The sequence below is a fragment of the Streptomyces sp. KLMMK genome (assembly GCF_036961605.1).
Taxonomy (GTDB): Bacteria; Actinomycetota; Actinomycetes; order Streptomycetales; family Streptomycetaceae; genus Streptomyces; species Streptomyces telluris.
Genome location: NZ_JBAMDC010000395.1, coordinates 1 through 5,854 on the forward strand (window position 1 = coordinate 1; position 5,854 = coordinate 5,854).

The 5,854-nt window shown below is 73.7% G+C and carries 7 protein-coding genes; 3 read left to right on the forward strand and 4 right to left on the reverse strand.

Translation table 11 applies throughout. The features are described 5' to 3' along the window. Positions 1-786, reverse strand: a 786-nt coding sequence (locus tag V7793_RS31945) for a LysR family substrate-binding domain-containing protein (protein ID WP_336013181.1), incomplete at its 3' end; no start/stop codon positions are given. A gap of 58 nt (positions 787-844) precedes the next feature. On the opposite strand from V7793_RS31945, the gene V7793_RS31950 reads away from it, so the two are divergent. Further along, the gene (locus V7793_RS31950) at positions 845-1,249 is read left to right on the forward strand and encodes a DUF5997 family protein (protein WP_168091796.1); all 405 of its coding nucleotides are present in this window, start codon (positions 845-847) and stop codon (positions 1,247-1,249) included. A 17-nt stretch (positions 1,250-1,266) separates the two neighbouring features. Here the strand turns inward: V7793_RS31950 and V7793_RS31955 are convergent, their stop codons facing one another. Together V7793_RS31955 and V7793_RS31960 are read right to left on the reverse strand one after the other, a co-directional pair. Then, positions 1,267-1,788 (reverse strand): pyridoxamine 5'-phosphate oxidase family protein, encoded by a 522-nt coding sequence (locus tag V7793_RS31955; protein ID WP_336013184.1) that lies wholly within the window; start codon positions 1,786-1,788, stop codon positions 1,267-1,269. Between the two features lie 90 nt (positions 1,789-1,878). Continuing rightward, complete coding sequence (locus tag V7793_RS31960; protein WP_336013186.1) at positions 1,879-2,319, reverse strand: hypothetical protein; 441 nt, start codon at positions 2,317-2,319, stop codon at positions 1,879-1,881. Positions 2,320-2,427: 108 nt separating this feature from the next. Between V7793_RS31960 and V7793_RS31965 the strand changes: the two genes are divergently transcribed. Further along, positions 2,428-2,784, forward strand: a complete 357-nt coding sequence (locus tag V7793_RS31965; protein ID WP_336013188.1) for a hypothetical protein — start codon at positions 2,428-2,430, stop codon at positions 2,782-2,784. A 336-nt stretch (positions 2,785-3,120) separates the two neighbouring features. Further along, positions 3,121-3,777 carry an HAD-IA family hydrolase gene (locus V7793_RS31970; protein ID WP_336013189.1) on the forward strand — a complete coding sequence of 219 codons (657 nt, stop codon included), beginning with the start codon at positions 3,121-3,123 and terminating at the stop codon, positions 3,775-3,777. 92 nt (positions 3,778-3,869) lie between these two features. Here V7793_RS31970 and V7793_RS31975 read toward each other — a convergent pair. Beyond that, on the reverse strand, positions 3,870-5,854 hold a 1,985-nt coding region (locus V7793_RS31975), incomplete at its 5' end, for a discoidin domain-containing protein (RefSeq protein ID WP_336013191.1).

Here is a 5,854-nt window from a genome sequence, read left to right on the forward strand (position 1 = left end):
GCGGGGCTTTCCGCGCTTGGCGCCGCCCTTGGAACCGGCCGCGCCGCCCCGGGGGGCCTTGCCGCCGGACTTGCCGGCCGCGGGCTTGCGCGGCGCGCCGCCCGTACCGGGGCGCTTCTGCTTGGACTGCGCCTTGGCCTTGCCCTTGTCCTGGGGCTGCGCCGCCTGGGGCAGGGGACGGCCGCGCGAGCTGTTGACCGTCCGCCCGCGGACGATCCCGATGAAGTGCTCCACCAGGTCGGTGGTCGCCTCCTGCGGCCACGACAGGGCGACCCGGGACTCGGGTGCGTCCGAGAGCGGCCGGTAGGTGAGGTCCTTGCGGTGGTGCAGGCGGGCGAGCGACTGCGGCACGACCAGCACGCCCACGCCCGCCGCCACCAGCTCGACGGCGTCCGCCGTCGTGGCGGGACGCTCGATCGCGGGCTGCCCGGGCAGCGTCTCCCAGCCGAGGACGTCGTCGAGCGGATGCAGCACGATCTCGTCCGCCAGGTCCGCCGGGGAGAGCTCGTCGACCGCCGCCGCCACGTGGTCCTTCGGGATCACGACCACGGTCGTCTCGGTGTAGAGGGGGATCGCGCTGAGGTCCTGCCGGTCCACCGGCAGCCGTACGAAGCCCGCGTCGGCGTCGCCGCGCCGCAGCGCCTCGCACGCTTCGGCGGCGGGCACCGCCACGAGCGTCAGTGGGACTTCGGGCAGCCGCTCGTTCCAGATCCGCACCCACTTCGTGGGTGTCACTCCAGGGACATACGCGAGCCGGAACGAAGGGGAATCTTCCGAGCCTGTCACCCCGCCAGGTTACCGGTCGTGGTCAGAGGTAGCTCACATGCTCGATACCCTTGACAGCATGACGTCGCACAAGACCACCCAGACCATGAAGCCCGCGACCGCGGCGAAGAAGCTGGGTGTGTACCTCCAGGCCACCCCCGCCGAGTTCCAGGAGGGTGTCGTCTCGCGCAGCGAGCTCAACGCACTGCAGGCCGATCCGCCCCAGTGGCTGCAGGACCTGCGCCGCAACGGCCCGCACCCCCGTCCCGTGGTGGCGGCGAAGCTCGGCGTCTCCATCGCCGGCCTGGCCCGCGGCGGGGTCACCGAGCCCCTCACGACGGAGCAGATCGACGCGCTGAAGGACGAGCAGCCCGAGTGGCTGCAGCGCGAGCGCGCCACCCAGGCCGAGGTCCGCAAGGAGGCGGCGCGCATCAAGGAGAAGAACGCGGCGCGCGACGGCCAGGACGACGCCCCCCAGGCCTGACCCCTCCGTGACCTTGGTCACCCGCTCCCGGTGAACCGCCAGCGGGTCTGACCGTAGGGCTCCCCCTTGCCGAAGCCGAAGGCTGTGCGGGGGGCCACCGCGAAGACCAGGGCCTCGCCGGCGCCGTGGACGAACACGCCGTTCGCCACGTCGAAGTGCCACTCCGTGCCGTACTTCGCCTCCCACGCGCCGGCGAGCCGCCGCAGCCGCCGCTCCTCGCTCACCCGCACGGCCTCCCCCTCGACGACCAGGTCACAGCCCTCCCGGAGGGTGTTGCAGCCGGTCGTGAGGGCGACGTGCGGGTTGCTCCGCAGGTTCTTCGCCTTGCGCTCCTCCGCACCGGTGCAGAAGTGCAGCGCACCGTCCTCCCATACGCCGATCAGGGGGGTGACGTGCGGCCGCCCGTCGGGACGTACGGTCGTCAGCCAGTACACCTCTGCGCGGGCCAGCGCGGTGACGGCGTCGCTCCAGTCCGCCGCCGTCGCCTGCGCGCTGCTGTAGCGCTCGTCCAGCGTGGCGAGGGGTTCCGTGCCGGTCATGGGCGTCTCCTCCTGGAGCCGATCGTGCCCTTCCGGCGAGGACCCCGCATCCGGTCGGGCCGGGCGGCCGCCGCCCGGCCGCGGAGGAGCTCAGCGGCGCAGGTCGCGGGAGAGGTCGATCAGCTCGGTCGCCAAGGTGGTCACGACCTGCTCGCGGAACTCGTCCGGAGTCAGCTTCACCGGGGTGTCGGGGCCGGCGTGCCCGGTGATGACGCCCGACGGGGCCTCGGCCTTCGCGGCCTGCTTCTCGGATATGCCGTCGAGGGAGTGCGCCACGGCTCCGGACACCGCGCTCTGCATCGACTTGGCCACGCTCAGGTCGTCGACGCAGAACCCCACGTAGGCCGCGATCACCTTGCCCGAGCCGTCCACCACGCGGATTCCCCTGGCGATGGCGTTCCCTCCGCTCACCGTCAGCGTCGGAACACCGTCCTCCGACTGCGTCAGCGAGAGCGTGCCGCGCTCCACCGCCGGATTGGCCAGGGCGTCGCGCGCGCCGCCGGGCACCTCTGCCGCACTGTGATCCGCCATGATGCTTCCCTTCTCCGGAGTGCCGGGACGCTCTCTCCCCGGCTACCCCCGGAGCCGGGCGCCGATACGCGAGGCGTAGAACCGTCCGGCGGGGCTAGGCGTACCGATATGACTACTTCTCACCTCATCGATCCCGAAGGGCCGAGGGCCGGTGTCCGGCCCGTCCCCGAGGTCCAGCAGGCCCATCGCCGGCTCGACCGGAAGGCGGCGGGGCCGGTCCGGCAGACCCAGTACACGCGCGGCGCCCTGACCGCCTACCTCTGGGCCCTGGGCCGGGGACAGGTCTCGCCCGTCACCGGCGGCCGCTCGGACGGGGCCCCGGGCCTGGCGGTCCTGACGGCCGAAGCGGACGCCGCGCAAGCGCAGTTGGAGGACTTCACGCAGCGGACGGTGCCCAGGGACTACGTCCACGGGGTGCTCGACGCCCTGGCCTGGGTGTGCGGCCACAGTGACGCCTGCCCCTGAACCGGGGCCGGGCGGCCCCTCCCACCGGCCGGCAGACACCGGTGCACCGGGAGACGGAGGACGCCCCGGCGCGGAACGTACGGCGGGAGGCCGTCGGCGGCACCCCCGTCTCGGCGGCCGGGTGCCGGCGCAGGGAGGCTGCGGTGCCGAAGCCCGCTTCCGCGGCCGCGGTCCACGGTCGGGCCGGTGTCGCCCTCGCGAGCGCGGGCCTGCACCCGGAGGTCACCGCCTCCACCCCGGCGGGTACGGGTGTGAAGGCGTAGCTGCCCCCGCGGGGGCCCGTGCCCCGGGAGGCCCCGGCCCTCCTGCATGTACCCGCCATGTACGCTGCCCGCCATGCGATTTTCGGCGAGTGCCCTCCTCTTCGACAGCGATGAAACGCTGGTCTCCTCCCTGCAGTCGGTCCAGCGCGTCTGGAGCAGCTGGGTCGAGTCGTACGGCATGACGCTGGAGGAGGCCATGGCGCGCGTCGAGGTGCACGGGCGGCCGGCGGCCGAGATCGCCGCCGCTCTCCTGCCCGCCGGAGAGGTGGCCGAAGGGCTCCGGCGCCTGGCCGATGCGGAGGTGGCCGACGCGCTCGCCGGTGGCGTGGTGCCCGTGCCCGGCGCCACCGGACTGCTGGCCTCGCTGCCCCTGGACCGCTGGGCCGTGGTGACGTCCAGCAGCCGGCGCGTGGCCGGGACCCGGCTCGGCCAGGTGGGCATCCACCCCAAGTTCCTCGTCACGTCGGACGACGACCTCACCCACTACAAGCCCCACCCGGAGCCCTTCCTCCTGGCGGCCGAGCGGCTCGGTGTCGACCCGTCCCGGTGCGTCGTCGTCGAGGACGCACCCGCCGGCCTGGCCGCCGGGCGGGCGGCCGGCATGGCGACGATCGCCTTGACGACGACGCACCGCCCGGACGAACTCGACGCGGACGTCACGGTCGCCGACCTGACCGCCGTGTCCGCCCGGGTCGACGGGGCCGGGGAGCTGGAGATCGTCGTCGGCTGAGCGGTCCGCCGGACGGGCCGCCCGCCTCGCTTTCCCGGCCCGCCCCCACAGCGGGCCGGGAAGGACTCGGTGCGGCCCGCCCCTGGCGGCCTCTAGGAGACCGTCAGCTCCGCGATGCCCGTACGGGACTTGGCGGCGGCGTCGCCGCGGACCACCACCCGTACGTACCGCGCGGTTTCCGCCCCGTCACCGGCGGCGGCGTTCCGCCACTGCCGCCCGTCGGCGGACAGCTGGACGTCGTACGAGGCCGGTGCCGGGCCGTTCCAGGCGGGGGTGACCTCGGTGACGCGTACGGGCTTGCCGAGGTCGGTGGTGAGGGTGCCGGACGGCCCGTCCGGGACCCAGGCCGTGGCGGTGTTGCCGTCGACGGCGGCGGCCGCGTACAGGCCGGGCTCCTCGGAGGAGGCGGTGACCGCGGTGCAGCGGGCCAGGTTGCCGGTCGGGACGAGGTCGGGGCGGCGGGTCTTGAGGACGGCCGGGGCGGCCTTGCTGAGGACCTGTTCGCCCTGCGGGGTGTCGAGGGTCATGGGCGCGCCCTCGGTGAGCCGCACGGTGGTGTCGTGGGCGCCGAGCTCGATGTCGTACGTGCGTCCCTGCCAGTGCAGACCGCGCAGGGTCACGCCGCGGCCGAGCTGCGGGGGCAGCATCGGGTCGAGGCGGAGCCGGTCCTCGCGCATCCGCATGCCGGTCAGGCCGTTGGTGAACGTCTGCAGGAAGCCGCCCTTGCCGGTGAGGAAGTCGTGCGCGGGCGAGCCGGCCAGCGGGTCCTCGGCGCCCGCCTTGGCGCCGCGCGCCTCGGAGAACTGGGCGAAGGGGCCGCGGACGAACGGCCTGATGGAGCGCTGCAGGTAGGTGTACGTCGAGCAGCCCGGTTCGCCCGTGCCGGCGGCGGCGATGGCGTGGACCGAATCCGTCATGGCGGGGCCGTCGGGGTCGGTCCGCTGGGCGTAGTAGTCGAGGGTGTTCGTCGCGGCGCCCTCGGGCATCGGCCACTCCAGGGGGTACATCAGCAGCACCGTGTCGGCCTGCTTGATCTTGCTGCCCTGGTAACCGTCGTACTGCTGGAAGACCTTGCGCTGCGCGTCGTAGGGGATCCGGATGCCGTCGGCGACCGTCTTCCACTCCTCCGGCGCGTGCTCGCCGAGCAGCCGGGCGGCGTGCGCGGCGTTGCGCAGGGCGGTGACGGCTCCGGCGTTGGTGAAGACCGCGTCGTCGACGCCGTTGCTGTACTCGTCGGGGCCGGCGGTGTCCTTGATGGAGTAGCTGCCGTCCGTGTTGCGGTGGACCCTCCCGGCCCAGAACTCGGCGATGCCCTTCATCACCGGCCAGCCGCGCTCGCGCAGCCAGGCGGTGTCGCCGGTGGCGAGGTAGTACTGCCAGGTGGCGAGGGAGATGTCGGACTGGAGGTGGATCTGGGTGCGGCAGTGCGGCGGGTCCACGCTGTGGCACTCCTGGGCCAGGTCGCCCTTGCTGCCGCTGTTCCAGGGGTAGAAGAGTCCCTGGTAGCCGAGCTTGCGGGCGTTCTCGCGCGCTGCGGGGAGGGTCCGGTACCGGTACTCGACGACGGTCCTGGCCAGTTCGGGCGAGGTGGCCAGCAGGGCCGGGTACATCCAGGTCTCGGCGTCCCAGAACACCAGGCCCGCGTAGTTGTCGCTGGTCAGCCCGGCCGGGGCGATGCTGTTGGAGGCGCCTTCCCGGGTGCTGGACAGCAGCCCGTACCGCGCGGAGCGCACCCATGCCTGCAGGTCGCGCCGACCGGGCACCTCGATGTCGGAACGCCACAGCCGGGCCCAGGCGGCGCTGTGGGCGCGCGCCAGGCCGTCCCATCCGCGCCGGGCGGCGCGCTGCGAGGCGTTCGTGGCGTCCTGGCGGGGCGAGCGCGAGGTCAGCGCGGTGTCGACGCCCACGTACTTGGTGACCTCGTATGCCTGCCCCTTGCGGACGGGGAAGGTGAGGGACTGCTGTGCACTCAGGTCCTTGGCGGCATCCGCCTGCCGGGTCTTCGCCGGGCGCACGCCGTGCCCGGCGCGCAGGGTGGAGGCGACCGCGCCGTCGGTGTCCGTGCCGTCGGTGCGGA